Annotated in this window: 18 protein-coding genes; 13 read left to right on the top strand and 5 right to left on the bottom strand. The window is 36.5% G+C overall.

Annotated elements, in window-relative coordinates:
- Positions 1-28 precede the first annotated feature (28 nt).
- Entirely contained in the window at positions 29-2,680 is a 2,652-nt protein-coding gene (locus tag FD31_RS02405; protein ID WP_057891181.1) for an HAD-IC family P-type ATPase, read from the bottom strand.
- A gap of 690 nt (positions 2,681-3,370) precedes the next feature.
- Here FD31_RS02405 and nagE point away from each other — a divergent pair.
- Positions 3,371-5,353 (top strand): N-acetylglucosamine-specific PTS transporter subunit IIBC, encoded by a 1,983-nt coding sequence (gene nagE, locus FD31_RS02400; protein WP_057891180.1) that lies wholly within the window; start codon positions 3,371-3,373, stop codon positions 5,351-5,353.
- A gap of 429 nt (positions 5,354-5,782) precedes the next feature.
- On the opposite strand, the gene FD31_RS02395 is transcribed toward nagE, so the two are convergent.
- Both FD31_RS02395 and FD31_RS02390 read right to left on the bottom strand, forming a co-directional pair.
- Entirely contained in the window at positions 5,783-6,820 is a 1,038-nt protein-coding gene (locus tag FD31_RS02395) for a PTS sugar transporter subunit IIC (RefSeq protein WP_057891179.1), read from the bottom strand.
- A gap of 22 nt (positions 6,821-6,842) precedes the next feature.
- Entirely contained in the window at positions 6,843-7,781 is a 939-nt protein-coding gene (locus FD31_RS02390) for a 2-dehydropantoate 2-reductase (protein ID WP_057891178.1), read from the bottom strand.
- 146 nt (positions 7,782-7,927) lie between these two features.
- Between FD31_RS02390 and FD31_RS02385 the strand changes: the two genes are divergently transcribed.
- Both FD31_RS02385 and FD31_RS02380 read left to right on the top strand, forming a co-directional pair.
- Positions 7,928-8,608 carry a DUF4867 family protein gene (locus FD31_RS02385; RefSeq protein WP_057891177.1) on the top strand — a complete coding sequence of 227 codons (681 nt, stop codon included), beginning with the start codon at positions 7,928-7,930 and terminating at the stop codon, positions 8,606-8,608.
- 319 nt (positions 8,609-8,927) lie between these two features.
- Complete coding sequence (locus FD31_RS02380) at positions 8,928-9,755, top strand: N-acyl homoserine lactonase family protein (RefSeq protein ID WP_057891176.1); 828 nt, start codon at positions 8,928-8,930, stop codon at positions 9,753-9,755.
- On the opposite strand, the gene FD31_RS02375 is transcribed toward FD31_RS02380, so the two are convergent.
- Positions 9,744-10,280, bottom strand: a complete 537-nt coding sequence (locus FD31_RS02375; protein ID WP_057891175.1) for a TetR/AcrR family transcriptional regulator — start codon at positions 10,278-10,280, stop codon at positions 9,744-9,746. The genes FD31_RS02380 and FD31_RS02375 overlap by 12 nt on opposite strands.
- A 625-nt stretch (positions 10,281-10,905) precedes the next feature.
- On the opposite strand from FD31_RS02375, the gene FD31_RS02370 reads away from it, so the two are divergent.
- From FD31_RS02370 to FD31_RS02345, 6 genes are all read left to right on the top strand, one after another.
- The gene (locus FD31_RS02370; protein ID WP_057891174.1) at positions 10,906-11,880 is read left to right on the top strand and encodes a PTS sugar transporter subunit IIB; all 975 of its coding nucleotides are present in this window, start codon (positions 10,906-10,908) and stop codon (positions 11,878-11,880) included.
- A 51-nt stretch (positions 11,881-11,931) separates the two neighbouring features.
- Complete coding sequence (locus FD31_RS02365) at positions 11,932-12,747, top strand: PTS mannose/fructose/sorbose transporter subunit IIC (RefSeq protein ID WP_057891173.1); 816 nt, start codon at positions 11,932-11,934, stop codon at positions 12,745-12,747.
- A gap of 19 nt (positions 12,748-12,766) precedes the next feature.
- Positions 12,767-13,678: a PTS system mannose/fructose/sorbose family transporter subunit IID gene (locus FD31_RS02360; RefSeq protein ID WP_057891172.1), complete on the top strand. Its 912-nt coding sequence runs from the start codon at positions 12,767-12,769 to the stop codon at positions 13,676-13,678.
- Between the two features lie 108 nt (positions 13,679-13,786).
- Positions 13,787-14,191, top strand: a complete 405-nt coding sequence (locus FD31_RS02355; RefSeq protein ID WP_057891171.1) for a DUF956 family protein — start codon at positions 13,787-13,789, stop codon at positions 14,189-14,191.
- 238 nt (positions 14,192-14,429) lie between these two features.
- Positions 14,430-14,963, top strand: a complete 534-nt coding sequence (locus tag FD31_RS02350; RefSeq protein WP_057891170.1) for a hypothetical protein — start codon at positions 14,430-14,432, stop codon at positions 14,961-14,963.
- 288 nt (positions 14,964-15,251) lie between these two features.
- Positions 15,252-15,995 (top strand): CPBP family intramembrane glutamic endopeptidase, encoded by a 744-nt coding sequence (locus FD31_RS02345; RefSeq protein ID WP_057891169.1) that lies wholly within the window; start codon positions 15,252-15,254, stop codon positions 15,993-15,995.
- Between the two features lie 12 nt (positions 15,996-16,007).
- Here FD31_RS02345 and FD31_RS02340 read toward each other — a convergent pair whose 3' ends face one another.
- Positions 16,008-16,412, bottom strand: coding sequence for a DUF5067 domain-containing protein (locus FD31_RS02340; protein WP_083483566.1), 405 nt, complete (start codon positions 16,410-16,412; stop codon positions 16,008-16,010).
- Positions 16,413-16,944: 532 nt separating this feature from the next.
- Between FD31_RS02340 and FD31_RS02335 the strand changes: the two genes are divergently transcribed.
- The 4 genes from FD31_RS02335 to FD31_RS02320 all read left to right on the top strand — a co-directional run bounded on the left by FD31_RS02335 (position 16,945) and on the right by FD31_RS02320 (position 20,090).
- Complete coding sequence (locus tag FD31_RS02335; protein ID WP_232230838.1) at positions 16,945-17,157, top strand: hypothetical protein; 213 nt, start codon at positions 16,945-16,947, stop codon at positions 17,155-17,157.
- 145 nt (positions 17,158-17,302) lie between these two features.
- On the top strand, positions 17,303-18,181 hold the full coding sequence (locus FD31_RS02330) for a cation diffusion facilitator family transporter (protein WP_057891167.1): 879 nt from the start codon (positions 17,303-17,305) through the stop codon (positions 18,179-18,181).
- 64 nt (positions 18,182-18,245) lie between these two features.
- A complete protein-coding gene (locus FD31_RS02325) occupies positions 18,246-18,920 on the top strand; it encodes a 2,3-bisphosphoglycerate-dependent phosphoglycerate mutase (RefSeq protein ID WP_057891166.1) in 675 nt (224 codons plus the stop codon).
- 312 nt (positions 18,921-19,232) lie between these two features.
- The gene (locus FD31_RS02320; protein WP_057891165.1) at positions 19,233-20,090 is read left to right on the top strand and encodes a GRP family sugar transporter; all 858 of its coding nucleotides are present in this window, start codon (positions 19,233-19,235) and stop codon (positions 20,088-20,090) included.
- The last annotated feature ends 93 nt before the right edge of the window (positions 20,091-20,183 follow it).

Here is a 20,183-nt window from a genome sequence, read left to right as displayed (position 1 = left end):
GACGTGTCTTTATTTTGTTTTTTTTAGATTATCGATTCATTTGTAAACGAATCAATTTATCAATTTCAGTGATGACCAAGACGATAGCACCGGCAGCAATTGCCAGACCCCACTCAGTTAATCCGATTGATCCAGTGTAGAAAATCCCTTGCATAAATGGAACATATGTCAGGATAAGTTGAAGTAGAATCATTAAACCAACGAAAACGAAGGCTTTAGGATTAGAGAAGAGTTCTTTGGAAAGTGCTAGTTTCGGTGTTCTGATATTGAATAAGTAGAAAATTTTACCAATGATCAAAGTATTAACCATCGTCGTACTTGAAATCACTTCACCAACACCTTGTTTATTCAAATAGATGTCGATGATAAGACTAACGGCAGCAATTAAAATAGCAACGTAAGTCATTTGGAAAATATCGTGGCGGTTCATTAATTTACTACCGGTTTTCCTTGGTGCTCGATTCATGATGCCATCTTCAGCTGGTTCGAAGATTAATGCAAACTGAATCGTAATGGCAGAAACCATGTTGATCCAGAGCAATTGACTCGGCTGTAATGGAATCTCTTGCTTAGTCAAGATAGCATAGGCCACAATCAAACCTTCCGAAAAGGAGATTGGCAGCAAGTAGAGGATACTTTTCTTAATATTATCGAAGATTCGACGACCTTCTTTAATGGCTGATGACATTGTTGCAAAGTTGTCGTCAGTTAAAATCATGTCAGCGGAATCTTTTGCAACGTCAGTTCCCTTAATACCCATGGCAACACCAATATCGGCACGTTTTAAAGCTGGGGCATCGTTAACACCGTCACCGGTCATGGCAGTAACTTTGTTATTTTCTTGTAAAGCTTCAATAATTTCTAACTTATTGCTAGGGGTTGTTCGTGCAAAGACTTGGTTCTTATCAGCGGCAACAATCTTATCGGCGGCAGAAAGGGCGTCCCATTCTGGTCCAGTAATAGCGTGAATTTCATCAGCTAAACCAAGCTTTTCACCAATCGATTTAGCAGTTATGGCATTGTCACCAGTGATCATTTTGACTTCAACACCAGCACCACGCATGACTTTCAATGATTCAATAACTTCTTCACGTGGTGGGTCAATAATGGCAACTAAGCCTAAGAAGTTCAGACCGTCGACAATCATTTCGTGAGTTACTTCGTCGGCATCGTTAGGTGCTTTTTCGTAACCAACGGCAATGACACGTTTACCTTCGGCTGAGAATTGTTGAACTTTTTGCAACCAATAATCGTAATTAAAGTTGTTATCTTGTTTTTGGGCCATTTCCAATAATTTATCAGGTGAGCCTTTGACGAATAATAAACGATTATTATCAGCATCTTGGACGATTTTACCGATATAACGGTAGTCTGAATCGAATGGTAAAATATCAACTTCTTGATAAGTGCTCGTTTGTCCATAAGGAAAAACCTTGTGGTAGAGCGTCAAAAAGGCACCATCAGTTGGTTCACCATTAATGATCCATTGATTATTCTCATGCACTAAGGTTGTATCGTTAGCTTGATAGCCAGCTTCTAAAAATAATTTTAATCGTTCGGAAATTTCGACTGTTTTTCCATTTTGAACAATTTTACCAACGGGTTCATAACCAGTTCCTGTTACTTGATATTCTTGATCATCAATCAAAATATCGGTAACGGTCATTTCGTTCTTAGTTAAGGTACCAGTTTTATCAGTTGCCACAACGTCGACTGATCCTAACGTTTCAACTGCGGGTAAAGTTTTGACAATTGTATTTTGACGTTTAGCCATGTCACTAACACCTTTGGCTAAAATAACCGAAGTAGTAGCGGGCATACCTTCAGGAATGGCACCAACCATCATTGCTACAACTGCTAGGGAAAGTACTGGTAATGAGTAAGTTCCAAAAATCAAGCCAATAATGAAAATAACGATTGAGGCAGCCACGATAAAGTAAGAAACGTTTGTTCCTAAACTATCAATGATTTGCATCAATGGTGTCTTACGTTGTTTGACAGAACTAACTTCAGCAGAAATTTTACCAATCTCAGTATCTTTAGCAGTTGCGACGACAACACCACTACCACTACCGTTAGTTACAGCGGTTGAAGCAAAAGCCATGTTAGTTTGTTCAGCTAAAGGCATCTCATCTGTGAAAGCATCAGCAATTTTAGCAACTGAATTGGATTCACCAGTTAGAGCTGACTCTTGAATACGTAAATTATCGGAATCAATAATTCTTAAGTCGGCAGGGACATTATCACCAGCTTCTAAGAAGACGGTATCCCCAACGACTAAGTCCTCAGCAGGGATGTCTTTTCTTTGACCATCACGGTAGACGGTTGCTTCAATCGACAACATCTGTTTGATTTTATCCAAAGCATCTGAAGCATTTGATTCTTGATAGTAACCAATAATGGCATTGATAATAACAACCAAGAAAATGATGATGGCATCGGAATAATGTTGCATTAATAGTGTGATAATCGTCGCGGCAATTAAGACGTAGATCACCATGTTATTAAATTGACGGAAAAAGATTTTCCATTTCGGCGTTTTATGAGCCTCTAATTTGTTAGGACCATTTTCACTCAAACGTTTTTGAGCTTCTTTTGTAGAAAGTCCTTCTTTAAATTCATTTGTGTTATATGTTTCTTGTAAAGCTTTAAATCCTATCTGATAGGGTTTAGGTTTCATTGACATCTCCTCGTGTGTTTTTAGAGTTAAAAAAAGCGCATTGCTATGAAAAGTAATGTGCAGACACTCAGCTCCGAATTCGATGCAAGAAATATATAAGATTCGTTTTCAGTTAAAGTTCACTCCTTAAATTATGTGTAGATATAAATATATCAGGGTATATACATAATGTCAATGTTAGAGTAACTATTAGTTTTTCGTATGTGATGTTATTTAAATAGGCAGTGGTAATGGTGATATTCCGCCTCCGGGAACAAGAAACTTAGGTCGCTATGGGGACCGCTTCGAGCCGAAAGGCGGTCTCGAAGCTCGATTTTGAACCTCGCAAAAGACGCGAGTTTCAAAACTCGTCCCGTGGTGTAAGGACTAAAGTCCTAACGCCACCTTCACAGCGACCTAAGTTCTTGTTCCCTCCGGCTAGTTTATTCGTTGCTTTTATTCCAAGTTGTTATATTACCGAGATTTAAGGGCTATCTGGAACTCTCAAGCTTTAGATATATATAACTTGATGTAAATTCCACCTTCGGAATATACCAATTGCAAATCAATCTAGTCCAATTGCATGCTGAAAACGTTTAACTACCTTACATGGTAGATAAATATTAATAAAGTCATTGATATCCTCTATGTATACCAGTATGATTGGAATCGTTAGAAACTTATTCTAATTTGAGGGAGGAAAATAGGAAAATGAAAACCTATCTTCAAAGAATGGGTCGATCACTTCAATTACCAGTAGCTGTTTTGCCAGCTGCAGCGTTACTTGAAGGTATCGGTCATTGGTTGCCACAAAGTTGGGGATTGTCACAATTCTTACAAGTCGGTGGGACGGCTATTCTTAGTCAATTAGCATTGTTATTTGCAATTGGCTTATCAGTTGGGATGGCAAAAGTTAAAGATGGTGCTGCCGCTATGGCTGGTGTCGTGGCTTATATTGTTCCAACTTATGTTTTAGCACCAAATCAAGTTGCTTTATTAAAGGGTATTAAAGTTAGTCAGGTTGATCCAGCTTTTAATGCGATTGCCGGAAATGTCTTTATCGGTATCGTTGCTGGATTGATTGCAGCGGCTTTATTTGACCGTTTTCACGAAACTAAATTACCAATGGCCTTGTCATTTTTTAGTGGTAAACGTTTAGTACCAATTTTGGCTACATTAGTAATGTTAGTTTTATCAGTTATTTTGTTATTTATATGGCCCGTTTTATATGGTGCCTTAATTACCTTTGGTAAATTTATTGTTAACTTAGGTTGGATTGGAGCTGGTCTCTTTGGATTCTTCAATCGTTTGTTGATTCCAACTGGTTTGCATCAAGCTTTGAACCAAGTCTTTGAATTCAATATTGCTGGTATTAATGATATCGGTAATTTCTGGGCTAACAAGGGTACTAAAGGTGTTACCGGGATGTATTTAGCTGGTTATTTCCCAGTTATGATGTTTGGCTTACCAGCAGGTGCTTTAGCAATTTATAAAAATGCTTTACCAGAACGTAAAAAGACGACAGCTGGTTTAATGTTAGCTGGAGCTTTTGCTTCATTCTTTACAGGTGTTACTGAACCACTAGAGTTCTCATTTATGTTCGTCGCATGGCCACTTTATGTGATTCATGCTGTTTTTACTGGTTTATCAATGGCCTTTGCAGCATTCATGCATTGGACGGCTGGATTTACGTTTAGTGCAGGTTTAGTCGATTATATTTTGAGTTTCCACATGCCAATTGCTAACAAACCTTATATGTTGTTAGTTCAAGGTTTAGTTATGGCAGTTATTTATTACTTTGGTTTCGACTTTGCAATTAAGAAGTTTAACTTATTAACTCCAGGTCGTGAACCAATTGAAGCTGATGATGCACCAGTTGAGGAAGTTTCAACTTCTAAGACTGATGATAAGTACATGATTATGGCTAAAAAAGTTTACGCTGGTATCGGCGGTCACGATAATATTAGTGTGATTGATAATTGTACGACGCGTTTACGTTTGCAATTGAAAGATACGGGTAAGATTAACAAATCCCAAATTATGAGTGCCGGTGTTGCTGGTGTAAATGTTTTGGATAAAGTTAATATTCACATCGTTGTCGGTACGGAAGTGCAATTTGTTGCAGACGCATTAAAGGAGCTTTATGCTAATAACGTTGCTGTAACAGCTTCCAAGACAACTGATGATAAGCCAGAAACAAAAGCAGAACCTGTCAGCGATGTCAAAGCTGGGGAAACAGATGTCTTTTATAGTGTTGCTAATGGACACTTGGAAGATATTGAACAAGTGTCTGATCCTACTTTTGCTCAAAAGATGCTCGGTGATGGTTATGCCGTTGTGCCAATTGATGGTAAAATTACTGCACCAGTTGACGGAACGATTACTACGATTTTTCCAACGAAACATGCTATGGGCATTAAGACTGACAATGGCTTGGAAGTCTTGGTACACATGGGAATTGATACTGTTCAATTAAAAGGTGAACCATTTGATTTGAAGGTCAAAGAAGGCCAAACAATTAAACATGGTGACCAATTGGCACAAGTAGATTTGGATAAAATCAAGCAAGCAGGCAAGAAGACTGACATGATGGTGATTGTAACTAACATGCCTAGTGTTGCCTACATGAAATATAATGTCTTGGACAAGGATGTTAAATTAGATACCGAAGTTGTTAAAGTAACAACCAAATAAGTATTTCACCCTTCATAAATCACTTAAGAGCACTGGAATTTTCCAGTGCTCTTTTATTGGTTCTTTTTTGAATTTGAGCCGCCTTTGGGTGCAAGAATTGTTGGCGCTGTGAGGACCGGTTCGAGCCAAAATGCGGTCTCGAACCTCGATTTTGAACTTCGCAAAGAACGCGAATTTCAAAACTCGTCCCGTGGTGTAAGAGCTAAAGCTCTAACGCCACCTGCACTGCTGCCAACAATTCTTGCACCCAGAGGCTAGTGTATTAGTTATTTTTAGCATGACATAATTAAGTCCTAAATCATTTGAAATCTAATTAGAATAGAATCTAAAAAAGGATGGATAAACTCTTCCAATTAAAGCAAAAAACAAGCAGTCCGAAGTTGGATTGCTTGTTTTATTTGTCTTAATGCTCGAAGGCTAACCTCAAGATTAGCCTAAGAATTCAAAGACGTCTTTTCTATTATATAAGTGTAAAACTTTTTCAAGTAAGAATTGTAGTGCAATAGCAACTACGATTGGAACGATTAGCCAACTGATCAATAGTAAGATGATATTTAAACCTGCTTCCAATGAAGCTAATGGTCCAACTAAACCTACTAGCCCAAATCCAGCTGAAGCAGGTGTTCCGGAAATACTGAACAATGCGACTGGAATGGCTGAGATTGTGGCTGTGATTAAGCATGGTACTAGGATGATTGGTTTTCTAAAGAGATTTGGCATCATCATCTTCATCGCACCTAAGGCAATCGCAATGGTAACACCAGGTTTGTTGATTTTCCATGAGTTAACAACTAGAACGATTGTTGTAGCGGCAACACCCATGGCAGCGGCACCGGCTGAAATTCCGTTTAATTGAATTGCCATACCGATTGCTACGGTGGAAATAGGAGAAATAATCAATGTGGCGAATGCACAACTAATCAAGATACACATTAAGATTGGTTGGAGGGCTGTGAAGGAGTTGATTCCATCACCGATAGCCTTAGTGATGTCAGTGACAAATGGGTAGAGGTAGAAACCAATTAATCCGGCACCGACACCGACGACGATTGGTGTTAAAACAATTGCTACGGAACCAAATTTTTCACCAATCAATAAAATCATTCCTACAGCAATAGCGGCAGTTAACATGGTGTTGATGATATCACCAGTACCAGCACCGATATATGCTTGAGCTTTTTCGTTGAATTTGATTACTCCTGAACCAACGAAGGCAGCTCCACCAACGACCATCATAGGCATTGGTTTAAAACCAAATTGTAGGGCAATTAGGGCACCAATTAAAAGTGGTGTTCCTAGTTGGAAAATAATTGCCATTTGACCAATGGCTATGGCAAAGGGATTGTCTCCAAAGATTTTTAAGATAGCGGCTAGAACAGCGTTCGGAATCAGACCGATAATAATACCAGTAGCTGTTCCTGATAAAACTTTGTTAAGGAAAACCTTAGCTGTTAGTTTGTCTTTCATAGGGGAATCTCCTGTAATTTAATTATTTAGCGCCTAGAATATCTTCCTTACAGTGAATTAATTGCGTTAATAAATCACAGTATGGTGTGGCAATATTATATTTTTTACCTTTACGTGAAACGGCACCATTGATGTAATCAATTTCTGTTAGACGATGGTTGTTAATCAAATCTTGATACATTGATGGATAATGTTTGCCAATTGTTTCTGGATCAAAGCATGATTCAACGTGTTCAACGACTTCTTTGACATCTAAATCGACACCTTCAGCATGAGCAACGGCTGCAAATTCGTTTACAACAGTTACAACGATATCGTGAGCTGGTTTAGTTGCACCAAATTCAGCCATGTTGACGTCAAGAATTGAACATAGACAGTTCATTGTTCCGTTGACACAAGCTTTACGGTAAATAGAGTAGTGAATATTGTCAGAATATTTGGCATTTAAACCAGAATCTGAAAGAACTTTAGCTAAATCTTGTGCAGCTGACTCTTGGTCTTGACCAAGATTTTGTAGTTCAACTGAACCATTACCGAATAGTTTAACTTGTCCAGGTCCAACTAAACCGGCAGTCCACATCGTATTACCAATGAAGATATTTTCCATTGGGATGTATTTTTCGATGGTATCTTCGTGACCGATACCATTCAAGAGACAAAGGATTTTTGTATTATCAGAAATCAATGGTTTAACATCTTGGAGCATTTTGTCTAGTTGCATTGATTTAGTGAATAAAATAATTAAATCAGCTTTTTCATCCGCCTTGATTTCTGATTGAAGCATAACGGGGATATTAACTGTGATATCTTCACCGTTCAAATTAGCTTTTAGACCGTTGTTTCTAATGGCGTTGACGTGATCTGGCCAACCGTCGACTAGAGTAACGTCGTTGCCACCTTGGTGAAGCATAATTCCGAAGCGGCTACCCATAGCACCCGCACCTGCAATAATAACTTTCATAGTGTTTTCTCCTTAAGTTTTCTACTTCATCATTATACTTGGTTTATTGTGAAAAAAGCTACAAGTATTTACATAACTATTGACTAAAACGCTTTCAACTGTTAGATTATGTTTGAAATAAACAATAGTAAACATGGGGGAACAGCATGAGTTCATTAGAAGAATTTCAAAAATTAAATCCAGAATATAAGATCCTCTCAATTGATGATCCAGATTTCAAGAAGTACGGTAAAGTTTATACAAACTATGATATTAGTGAAGTAACTGACTATATGGATAAGAATGTTAAGATTTCAAGTCCAGCCAATTTTTACACTCCATCAAATAAAGGACTAGAGGCAATTCCTGCTATTCAAGAAATGGGCAAGGATATTTATGCCAACATGCCTATTGAAGCGGGCGAATGTACTGGTCAATCAACTAATTTTTCAGCTATCGAATATCACCAAGGTAGTGAAACTAATATTATGTTGACTGATGTCATCATGGTTTTAGGCCAACGTTCAATACTTGATACTAAAGGTTCATATAGCCCAGCCGACGATGGACAAACATTCTTTGTTCCAGCAGGTACTGTAGTTGAATTTTATAGCTCAACATTACACTATGCACCAATCAAGGTTCACGATTCAGGCTTTTCAATTATTGTTATGTTGATTAAGGGTACTAATGAAGAGTTGCCAGCAGGATTCAAGAGCACTAACAAACGTATTGTTAAACAAAACAAGTTCCAATTAGTTGATCCTAGTCGTAAAGATAAGATTGCTATTGGCGTTGAAGTTGGTTTAACAGGTAAGATGATTGAAATGAAACCATTAGCAGAATAATATGGTAGAAAAATTTGGTTCCCGCTAAAATTCAGTTAGAGGACCAAAATAAAATGCCACGCTAAATCTTTAATTTAAAGTTTAGCGTGGCTTTTTTTTAATCCATTCCAGCTTGATGTTTTTTTCGAATAATAAGACAAGCTAAAAATTATTAACATCAAAATGCATTCGTGAAAAAGTTGATGGATTTTTACAATAATACACAAAAATTGATATTTAGTGGCGTAAGCTACAATCAGTGCCAAATTGATTCTATTAATTAAATAAACCTCCAGTTATGATATATCTGCAATTGAGATGAATAACTGGAGGTTTTCTTATGTCGAATAAAATTAGAATTCATGTATTACATACTGGATTGGTAAAAGTTGATCGATCATTACCATATCATGGACTTTATCGTAATCCCTTAGCTTTTACAGGATTATTTCGGAGCGAGGTCAATCAAGTGATTTTACCTGTTTCCAGTTATTTGATTGAACATCCCAAGGGGTTGATTTTGATTGATACAGGTTGGAGTAAAACGATTCGCCAGAGTAATTGGCAAGAATTAGGCCCACAGATGCAGATTAACAAAGGTTATCTACCAGGGGGATGGGCGATAGATGAACGGTTAGAAACTTTAGGATATCAACCTTCGGACCTAGATTATGTTTTAATGAGTCATTTACATTGTGACCATGCTAGTGGCATGAAATTAATAAAGGATGCTAAAAGAATTTTAGTTTCGCGTGACGAATGGCAAGTAGCAAACAAGCCATCATTGGTTTATTTACCACATGAATGGTCAGGAGTGAACGTTGAAACGTATAATTTTGAACAAAGTAAAATTGGACCTTTTAATAAGTCACTGGATTTATTTGGTGATGGCAGTGTTGTTCAAATTTATACACCAGGTCATTCTGTTGGGCTAACTTCAACTTTAATTAGGGGTAATGATGGTAAATATGTTTTGCTGGCAGCTGATACTGGTTATTCGCAAATGTCCTGGGATAAGATGTTGACACCCGGTATTTGTGTTAACCGTAATCAAGCCATTACTTCTTTAGGATGGACTAGAGAAATGGCACATAATCCAGACTGTATTAAAGCAATCGCTAATCATGATCCGGAAGTTGAACAGCAGGTAATTGAATTAGGATATTAATTTTTTTAGTGATTGATTCATAAAAGTGGCTACTTCATTTGAGTAGCCATTTTTTAATGTCCAAGTGATAGCGATTAGAGCATTACTAGCATAAAGGTCAGTTAAGAAATCCAGTGGTAAAACAGTATTTATTTTTGATGTTAGGTTCTCACTAGCTTTTTTCAAAATTCGTTGAATTTTTGTAGCTAGATCATTGGAAGTTGATTTAATATCTAAGAGGGTTAGAAATGTTTGTCTTTGATCGTATAGTTCATGATACAAATAAATCAAGAGGGTATCGTCGATTACTTGCATGTTTCTCCCATTAATAAGTTCTTGAAATTTCTGACTCATCTTAGCAATCATTTGATTCAATAATTCGTACTTATCTGTATAGTGATGATAAAAGGTACTGCGACCAACCAACGAATTTTGGCAAATGTCGTTGACGGTAACTTTTTCGAAAGTTTTATTTTGCAACAAATCAATCAAAGATGATTGAATTAGCTCATCGGTTCTTTGAAATCTGAGATCTTTTTTAGCCATTTTTTCTCCTTTAGAAAATCTTAAGAATTTATTTTTACTAAAATTGGGCTATACAAATTGGTAACTACCAGTTTCAGTAAATTATGATCTGTTCGACAGTATTTTTCTCAAACTTAAACCCTTAGAAACATATGTAACAAGCTGTTACATAGAAGTAACATGTGAAAAAAATCTTATCGTAATTTATCATCTTTTTTAACCAAATTGAAAATGCTGATATAAAAGGGCTTAAACTCTATAGTAATTGAAAATAGTGAAAAATTCAGCAAACTTTCAATCGTCACAAAGTGTCAGTAATTAAGGAAAAAACGACTTATTTACTTTTGACTAAATAATACCTATTTTTTAAACTTCCCGTTGCGATAGACATGATTGAAGAACCAGAAGCGTGAAAAATGAATTAAAATATTTATTTTAAAAGTTTAGTTTTGTTTTTATTTGGTTCTTTTTGTTAAAAGAGCTGTTTTTTTTCTGAAAAAATGATATTATGTAAGGGTTCACATGAAGGGTGAGCTCTATTAAAGCGGTTTATTTAGAAATTATTCTATTTTTATTGTCAGTATTGACCTGAAATGGGAGGTCAAAGTAAGCGCTTTAATGACATAAAAATAAAGGAGGATTAAACATGGTTGGAATTATTATTGCAAGCCATGGTGACTTTGCCGATGGCATCAAGATGTCAGGTTCAATGATTTTCGGTGAACAAAAAGATGTTCAATCCGTTACATTGCAACCTAGCATGGGTCCTGATGACCTTAAAGCAAAATTGGAAGAAGCTATTTCTTCCCTAGAAGACCAAGAACAAGTTTTGTTCTTAGTTGATTTATGGGGTGGAACACCATTCAACCAAGTCAATGGTTTGTTCGAGGCACATAAAGACAAATGGGCTATCGTTGCCGGTCTTAACTTGCCTATGTTGATTGAGGCATATGCTTCACGTCTATCAATGAACTCAGCACAAGAAATTGCTGCTCACATTATTGAAACAGCAAAAGATGGTGTTAAGGTTCGTCCAGAATCACTACAACCAAAGGAAGCTCCTAAGGCTGCTGCACCAAAACAAGGACCAAAGGGTGGTCAACCTGGTTCAATGAAATATGTATTGGCTCGTGTTGATTCACGTCTATTGCATGGTCAAGTTGCTACTGCATGGAGTAAGACAACAAATCCTACACGTATTATCGTTGTTTCAGATAACGTTGCTAAGGATGACTTGCGTAAACAATTAATTATGCAAGCTGCACCAGTTGGTGTTCATGCTCACGTTGTCCCAATCGATCAAATGATTAAGCTTGCCAAAGATGACAAACATTTTGGTGGCGAACGTGCACTATTGCTTTTCGAAACACCACAAGATGTTAAGAAGGCAATTGACGGAGGTGTTCCATTGAAGACAATCAACGTTGGTTCAATGGCTCACTCAGTTGGTAAAGTTCAACCAAATAAAGTTTTGGCTTTTGATCAAAATGATATCGATACTTACAAGGCTATGGAAAAAGATGGCATCAAGTTTGATGTTCGTAAAGTTCCTACAGACTCTGAAGATAACCTCGATAACATCATGAAAAAAGCTCAAGATGAATTGAACAAAGAGAAATAAACTTTTATAAATAATATATATATGTAAGAAATAACACGGAGGATTATAATCATGCAATTGAATGCTATTCAAATGATTTTAGTCGTTATTGTATCTTTCTTAGCTGGTATGGAAGGTATTTTGGATGAATTCCATTTTCACCAACCAGTTATCGCTTGTACTTTAATCGGCTTAGTTACAGGTCAATTATTACCTTGTCTTATCCTAGGTGGTTCATTACAAATGATCGCCTTAGGTTGGGCTAATATCGGTGCTGCCGTAGCACCTGATGCTGCTTTGGCAGCCGTTGCTTCAGCTATTATTCTTGTTCTTGGTGGCAAAGGTAAAGCCGGTGTCGGTTCTGCTATTGCTATCGCCGTTCCATTGGCTGTTGCCGGATTGTTACTAACAATTTTGGCACGTACATTGGCAACTGGTATTGTCCACATCATGGATAGAGCTGCCGAAGAAGGTAGTTTTAGAAAGATTGAAATGTGGCAATATATCGCTATTGCAATGCAAGGTGTTCGTATCGCTATCCCTGCTGCATTGATTCTAGCTGTTGGTGCTGGTCCCGTTAAGGAAATGTTGAATGCTATGCCTGCTTGGTTGTCAGATGGTTTGTCAATCGGTGGTGGTATGGTTGTTGCTGTTGGTTACGCAATGGTTATCAACATGATGGCTACAAGAGAAGTATGGCCATTCTTCGCAATTGGTTTCGTACTTGCAACAGTTACACAATTAACACTTATCGGTCTTGGTGCTATCGGTATTTCTATGGCGCTTATCTACTTGAAATTATCTAAATCAGGTGGTAACGGCGGCAACGGTGGTGGAGGAAACTCTAACACTGGTGATCCAGTCGGCGACATAATAGATAACTACTAAGAGGGAGGAACACACAAACATGGCAGATCAAGTAAAAATTTCTAAAAAAGATAGAATTTCCGTTTGGTGGCGTTCAACATTCCTTCAAGGTTCATGGAATTACGAACGTATGCAAAATGGTGGCTGGACTTATTCATTAATTCCAGTACTTAAAAAATTATATAAGACAAAGGAAGACCGTGCCGCAGCTTTGAAGCGTCACATGGAATTCTTCAACTGTCACCCATACTTAGCTTCACCTATCATTGGTGTTACTATGGCTTTGGAAGAAGAACGTGCTAATGGTGCACCTATTGATGATGTAACTATTCAAGGTGTTAAAGTTGGTATGATGGGTCCTCTAGCTGGTATTGGTGATCCTGTGTTCTGGTTCACTGTTAAGCCAATTATTGGTGCCTTAGCTGCTTCACTTGCTATGACAGGTAACATTCTTGGACCTATCATTTACTTCGTAGCATGGAATGCCATTCGTATGGCCTTCATGTGGTACACACAAGAACTTGGCTACAAAGCTGGTTCAAAGATTACAGATGACCTTTCTGGTGGTATTCTACAAGATATCACAAAGGGTGCTTCAATTTTGGGTATGTTCATTCTAGGTTCATTGATTAACCGTTGGGTTGTTGTTAAGTTCACACCAACTGTTTCATCAGTTAAACTAGATAAAGGTGCTTACATTGACTGGTCACATCTTCCAGCCGGTGCACAAGGAATCAAGGAAGCCTTGATTCAACAAAAAGCTGGTCTATCATTGACAGCTAACAAAGTAACAACATTGCAAGATAACTTGGATCAATTGATCCCTGGATTAGCAGCTTTGCTACTAACATTGTTCTGTATGTGGTTACTAAAGAAGAAAGTTTCTCCAATCGTTGTCATTCTTGGTTTGTTCGTTGTAGGTGTTGTCCTACACGTACTTCACATTATGTAATTATTCGAAACTTTCACATGGGGTGGGCTCAATTGAGTTCCGCCTCTTTTTTGATAATAGATAAAGAAGTATAATACTTTTTATATAGAGACAAAGGGGTTAGTTTAAATGGTTCAATCATTAAATACGAAGTCGGATTTGGTCGTGAATGCAACTTCTCACTTAGGAATGACAGATTACGGTAAGATCATGATCGGAGATAAGGGCTTCGAATTTTACGATGATCGTGATGCCAATAACTACATCCAAATTCCTTGGACCGAAGTACGACTAGTCATCGTTTCAGTTATGTTCGGTGGCAGATGGATTCCAAGATTTGCAATCGAGACAAAGAAAAATGGAACTTTTTCATTTTCTGCTCGAGATCCTAAAGCAGTTCTACGAGCTGTTCGAGTTTATATTAAGGCAGATCATATTGTACGTTCGTTGAGTTTTTTCCAAGTTATCAAACGTGCATTTACGAGAAATCCATCTAAAAAGTCAAAGAAGTACAGAAAAAATAAAAAGAGCTAATAATAGCTCACATGTTAATTATTAATATAAATAAACTCTTTAATCTAATTTTGAATTAGTTGTCAATTTTAGTTTCGGGCTTATTTATCTTAAAAGGCTAGGTAAATTTCAAAAAATTTATCTGGCTTTTTTTATGCCAAAAATGACATTTGGGATAGTTTGAGGACAATATTTTGGTAAAAATATTCGTTAAGTATTATTTTTATAGTGATCATAGAGTAAACATAGGGTGATTAAAATGGAAAAAGGGTTGAGTTTTGCTAGAAAAATCAATTTCGAACCATTGTTGATCAGTATTTTTTTTGGAATCGTTGTCGGGACGATTGTCTACTCAATGTTTCCTAAATATCCATTAATTTGGACTCTTTGTGGCGTGCTGGCTTTTGTTATCGAAAGTATGCTGATTTATCCAAGACATCTGTCGAATTCCTATGGTTATTGGAAAATCGATAATCAGGGCATTTACTACTATGATTACAGTACTTGGAAAAAGAAAATTCGAGCTATTTTTATGCCATCGTATGAAAAGCCGATTGCAGTGCCATATTCAGCTATTAAAAAATTTTCAGTTGTTGATGGTAAATCCATCATGAATACACAGTATCCATTAGGTGGGGCTTTGAACGTTCCATTAGCACGTAAAATTCATTATTTGGTGATTAAGACAAGTCATCATGAAGTTAGGTTGAATTGTGCGTGGAAAGCCTCAGGAATTCCAACAACGACTGCCGATATTCAAAAAGTAGTTGAACTGTTAAATTCAAAGTTGTAATTAACAGTTTGGAGAACAAATTCAATCGAGTTTGTTCTCCTTTTTATGGAGTGTTTTTTAAGTAAAATAGCAAAAAAGCCCACAAAGTGGACTTTTACAAATAAACAAATTTATGTGAAATACTATTTGAAGGGTAAGCTTTGTAAAAGAGAATCATGCAGTGTTTTTTTACAAAACCTGTATCTCAACGTTTATAGAATACTTTATCGAACGCGTTTCATGTCAAGCAATAATCGAATATAATTTAATTATTACAGTATGTTATTAAACAAACGAAAAGGGGTAAGCATGAAACTATTAAAAAATAATATTACGAAGATTATCATCGCAAGTTTGATTTTTCCCGTCGTTTTGAGTTTGATGGGATTATTTGTAACCAAACAGTCGTCTAACAGTATTTGGCAAGGCGCAGGGGACTTGGTAGTTTTTCTCTTAGCTTATATTTTGAATGCTAAGTATTTTCAGCAAAAAGTTTATTGGTTTAACGCTCACAATGTTAGTAAACAATTATTTACAGCTTTACCTGCAATTATTATCATTGCTTTTCTAGATTCACCAATGTTGGCCGTGTCTGATTTTCAAGTTAAATTGAAAATAATTGTTATATGTCTGTTAGTTGGTTTAGCGGAAGAATATATTTTCCGTGGATTGTTAATTAGTCTATTTTTAAAGGTGACACATAATAATGCCTTAGGAGCTGTGGTCGGCTCTAGTATTATGTTTGGCCTGATTCACATGATGAATTTAAAAGCTTTGCCGATTGGTTATGTTTCCGCTCAAGTCATTTTTGCAGCAGCAATTGGAATTTTGTTTGGAACAATTTATATCAAAACGCATAATATTGCCATTGTCATTGTTTTACATGCCTTACGTGATATGTTTCCAATGTTTTCAAATAAAATGATGGCAGAGGCCAGTAAGATGTCTTTCTCGGCAGCCTCCTTGTACGTTACAGTGATTTTTTTATTGATAGCCTTATTTATTGCTCATACTCAGTTACAAAACTTTGTAATCAAAAAAGATGCAGCCTAAGCCGCATCTTTTTTAGTCTAATTTAAGTGGTTGAGTACTATCAAGCCAAGCATTTGTTTGGATATTCTTAAAGTACATTGTAACTTCGGAAGTGGTGCTACCGACCTTAACTAGCAGGGCACCATCAAAACTTTTTCCAGGTTGAACTTGCCCGTTATTACTACTATTCACAATTGCGGCGTTGTCACCAGTTGCAGTTGTAGCAGCTAATTGTTTGCCGTCTTGTTTGAGCATAATAGCATTATTTTGAACTTGTTGAGGAACTTCATTGTTGTTAGTTTTATTAGTGTAGTTGTATTTAACTAATAAAGCAGCATCTCCGTTAGCATCTTTGATCAACTTAACTTCATTCGAAATTTTGAATGTATACCAATCAGTATCATAAGTTAAATCATTGTATGTACCCGGATTTTTGATTGGGGTAGCTTCTTGTTTTTTCTCAGGCTGTTTCTCAACTTGTTTGGCTGGTTGATCTTTTGTTACTTTTGGAGTTTTAGTAGTCTTCTTGGCTTTCTTGACAGTTTTCTTTTTAGTTTCTTTCTTAGGCTTAACTTTTTCAACTTTGTGAGATGGTTGGGTTGAAGCAGTATTATTGGAAGAATTTGCTTTTCAAAAAACGAATATACCAATCAGCACGATGACAATTAAAAAGCTAGAAATGATGAAAGAATTTTTTTTATAAAATGGTAATCTTTTACGACGAAGCGCCGAACGAGTCATGCGCGATCTACCATTGCCGTTTTGCCTTTTCATAACGATACTCCCCTGTGAATAATTCGTTAAGACCATAATATCATAATTAGTAACCAGGAATTAATTAACTAAATAATGCTTAATTTTTCTTAAAAAAAGAAATTTGAAAATACGTTGTTGAACTGACTTTGAAAAAGTGGTATAAATATCTGGTCGAAGTTAATGAGATAGTTATTTTGCATAGAAGGGGGTCACAATGATGTTGTTTTTTGGTAATCATGGCGATTATGAAGTTACTTGTAATTTCTTTAGCAAAGAAGGCCAAACAATTGCTAAGAAGCGCATTTGTCACAACGTTTCTAAAAAAGAAGCCCGTGACGGTATGAGAGATTATGTTACAAACAGATTCTCTGATATCATTGATGTAGCTCATCCCATTAAAGTTGTAGCTAAGCTAACAACTAAATAGAAGGATACAATATAGGGTTAAAAAGGTGGAACAGTTGGGTTCCATCTTTTTTTATTTTCTTTATGAAAGTTGAAAATTGAGACGTCTCAAACCGCTAACTGTTTAAATGAAATATTGGTATGATAGACACGAGGAGGTGACGGCTATGGATCATGAAAAAGTAACTGGTAGACGTTTCTTTTATGTCACCGTATTGAATGTTGTAATTACAATTACTGAATTCGTCGGAGGATTCTTCTCTGGTAGTTTAGGATTGATTTCAGATGCTTTCCATAACCTTGAGGATTCACTTTCAATTGTCATTTCATACGCAGCTAACGTGATTGGTCAGCGTAAAAATAATACTAAGAAGACTTTTGGATACAAGCGGGCAGAAATTTTGGCAGCCTTCGTTAATTCAATTGTCTTAGTCGTGATAACGTTGATGATGGTCGTTGAGTCATTTCGGCGCTTATCACAGCCACAGCATATCAATGGAAAGTTGATGATGATTGTTTCATTGATTGGTTTAGCAGCTAATTTTGTCTCAATGTTGATGCTATTAGCTGGTTCCAAGCATAATTTAAATATCAAAGCGACGTTTTTGCATATGTTGACGGATACTTTATCTTCCGTTGGTGTTTTCATCGCATCAATTTTCGTCATTTTGTTCAATTGGAATTGGGTCGACCCACTTATAACAATTGTCATTGCCATTTGGCTTCTAAAAGAAGCGTATACGGTCGTTTCAGAAACAATTAATATCTTGATGGAGGCTAGTCCAAAAATTGATTTGGATGCCGTTCAGGACGTAATTCTAACAATCCCTGAAATTGTTAAAGTTCATCATGTTCATGTTTGGATGATTGATGAAAATCACATCATGTTGGATGCTCATATTAATGTAAAGAGAAATTGTAATATGAATGAGCTTGATGGCTTGTATGATAAAGTTGATAAATTATTAAAAGATAAGTTCAATATTACGCACGTAACCTTACAGGCTGAATGTTCAAGAGGTCTGGATAATTCCCTGATCGATTAATAAGAAAGCTGAATTGTGCTAATATTAGTAGGTAATTCTATATGAAAGTTGGGAATGTCGTAATATGGTAAAACTTGTCATGGTGAGACATGGAGAGAGTATTGCTAATGCTTTAAATCAATATACGGGGTGGAATAATGTTGGTTTAACTCAAGAGGGTGTCGTCCAAGCACATGTGGCTGCTAAGAAGCTACAAGGCTTTTATTTCGATCATGTCCACACATCTGTTTTGCAACGCGCTATTATTACTGCCTATATTATCCAAGATGATTTGAATCTTAATTACGTGCCAATTACTAAAAGTTGGCGCTTAAATGAACGTCATTACGGAGCTTTACGTGGTCAAAATAAAGATGCAACTAGACGTGAATTTGGTGTTGCTCAAGTTCATCAATGGCGCAGAAGTTTCTATTCTGTACCACCCGCATTGAAAAAACCTGATGCTAATGTTGGTCCATATAAATATTATGAGTCTAGTATTATGCCAGTTGCAGAAAGTTTGTACGAAGCGTATCAACGGATCATTCCATATTATGTCGATCATGTGGCACCAGAATTGTTGGATAACAAAGATCAATTGATTGTGGCTCATGGTAGTACTATCAGAGCTTTGATCAAATATATTGAAGGTATTAGTGATCAAGATATTGATGGTGTGGAAGTTGCAAACGGCAAACCATTGATTTATGAATTCGACGATAAGTTGAATATTATTAGTAGTAATCGTGTTGAAAAATAAAATAATTTGAAAATAATGAAAGTAGCATTGAGGTCAAGAAAGACTTTGGATGCACTTTCATTTTTTTTTGATTTTTTAAAAGAAAATGCTTTCAATTTTTTGAGAATGCGTTAAACTATTAAAATGGTCTAGATAAGTCATGACATTTTTTGTGCCAAAAGGCTTATGTGGGCGATTTAATTGTAATAATGTTCAGCATGAATAATAGAGATTGTATTATGAGAAACAAATAGTTTTTTCTTCCAATCACATATGTCACGTTAAAAAATAATTATTACTAATATTCAGTTTAAAACAAGAAGGAGTTTCATAATGAATATTTTAATTGCTTTAATTCCAGCGCTTGGTTGGGGCTTCATGCCAATCATTACTGGTAAAGTTGGGGGATCCCCAGTTAACCAAATGTTCGGTATTGGTGCTGGTGCTACTATCGTTGGGTTGATTTCATTTTTAGTTACACAACCAAGCGTAAGTGCTCAAGCTTTTTGGTTCTCAGTCCTTTGTGGTGCTTTGTGGACAATTGGACAAATTGGTCAGTTTATTTCTTTCAAGAGAATTGGTGTTTCGGGAACAGTTCCACTATCAACCGTGTTCCAATTAGTAGGTAACTCAGTAATCGGGATGTTGATTTTCGGTGACTGGGCTGGAGCACAAGCTAAAATTATCGGTATTATTGCATTGGCAATCGTCGTTGTCGGTGCGTTGTTAACATCAGTTTCGGACAGTACTGATGGACAAAAGATGCAAACAAAAGACGCACTCTTCCTATTGTGTACAACAGTTGGTTTCTGGATCTATTCATCATTTCCAAATATGCCAATCGTTAAATCAGAAAGTCCAACAGGTATTTTCTTACCAGAAATGTTAGGAATCTTGTTAGGCTCAATCATTTATGCTTTATTTACAGATAAGAATTCATTTAAACAAAAAGAACAATATCAAAACATCATCGCCGGAATCGCTTGGGGAATTGCCGCATTTGCGTACATCTTCTCAGCTAAGGCAAACGGAAATACATCAGCTTTCATCTGGACACAACTAAACGTAGTTATCGGAACATTCGGTGGAATCTTCGTGCTACATGAACGTAAGAGTCACCGTGAGTTAACTTTTACAATTTTAGGAATCGTCTTGATTGTTGTTGGAAGTGTTGCTACATCATTCGCATAAGCCGTTATGGTTTATATAAGTTAATAAATAAGTCAAAAAGACATTTTTCGGAAAAATACCGAGAAGTGTCTTTTTTATGTGCGCCCGGCATGG

Origin of the sequence: Companilactobacillus nantensis DSM 16982, assembly GCF_001435815.1 — a bacterium.
GTDB lineage: Bacteria > Bacillota > Bacilli > Lactobacillales > Lactobacillaceae > Companilactobacillus > Companilactobacillus nantensis.
Note: the sequence above shows the minus strand (reverse complement) of the source record. Positions and strands in the feature narration are given on the sequence as shown.